This window comes from Miniimonas arenae, from assembly GCF_006351005.1.
Taxonomy (GTDB): Bacteria; Actinomycetota; Actinomycetes; order Actinomycetales; family Beutenbergiaceae; genus Miniimonas; species Miniimonas arenae.
Genome location: NZ_VENP01000144.1, coordinates 1 through 1,150 on the forward strand (window position 1 = coordinate 1; position 1,150 = coordinate 1,150).

The following is a 1,150-nucleotide window of genomic DNA, read 5'->3' on the forward strand; positions in this document are numbered from 1 at the left end:
CCCACAAGGACAACCACGTAGCGGTCGCGATCGACGGCTTTGGCGGCCGGCTCGGCGACATCGTCGTGCCCACCACCATCGCCGGGTTTGAGGAGCTCCTCGCCTTCTGTCTGGCCTTCGTCGGGTCGGCCGGTCGGCTGATCGGGTTCGGCGTCGAGGGCACCGGCTCCTACGGGGTCGGCTTGGCGCGCTACCTGCGCAACCACGGTCACGACGTCCACGAGATCGCCCGCCCAGCACGGGCCGCGGAACGTCGACTCGCAGGGAAGAACGACACCATCGATGCCGAGCACGCTGCACGCCAGCTCCTGGCTGGGCACGGGCTGTCGACACCCAAGACCGCCGACGGCGCGGTCGAAACGATCAGGCTGGTCAAGATCGCCTACGACGGTGCCGTTCAAGCGCGGACAACCGCGATGATCACGCTCAAGGCGACCCTCGCGACCGGGAGCGAGGCGTTGCGGGCGGAGCTGGAGACGCTCACCGACCACAAGCTGATCCTCGCGTGCGCGGCGCTGGAGGGTCCGACTCCACTGCCGCCCGTGCGCCGTGGCGCACCTGCCGTTGTTGTCCCGGGCGACCCGGATGTGGCGATGCGACACGTGCTGTCCTCGATGGCGAAGCGTTGGCTGGCGCTGCACGAGGAGGCCAAGGCTCACGCCGCATCACTGAAGGCACTCACTGCGGCCGCTGCGCCCCAGCTCGTCGAGGCCGTCGGCGTCGGCTACGACACTGCGGCACAGATGCTGATCACCGCCGGCGACAACACCAACCGGATCAAGTCCGAGGCAGCGTTTGCCAAGATGTGTGGCGCGTGCCCGATCCCGGCTGGATCCGGCAAGACCAACAGCCGGCACCGTCTATACCGCGGCGGGAACCGGCAGGCCAACGCCGCGCTGTATCGCGTGGTCATCGTGCGCATGCGCTGGCATCAGCCGACGATCGACTACGTGGCCCGTCGCACCGCCGAGGGCATGTCGAAGCGGGAGATCATCCGGTGCCTGAAGCGGTACCTCGCTCGCGAGCTCTTCCGCCTGCTGCCGGCCCCGGACGCCATCGCCAAGCCCGTTAATGGAGAGCTCGAAATCGCGGCCTGATCGACTTGACGAGCTATAGGAGCATCAACGCGATGGCCGAGGCGCTGAACTCG

The 1,150-nt window shown here is 68.0% G+C and carries 1 protein-coding gene; it reads left to right on the plus strand.

Annotated features, from left to right (window positions below):
* Positions 1-1,097: IS110 family RNA-guided transposase (locus FH969_RS15000; protein ID WP_139988017.1), on the plus strand; the 1,097-nt coding region annotated here is incomplete at its 5' end.
* Positions 1,098-1,150: the final 53 nt, after the last annotated feature.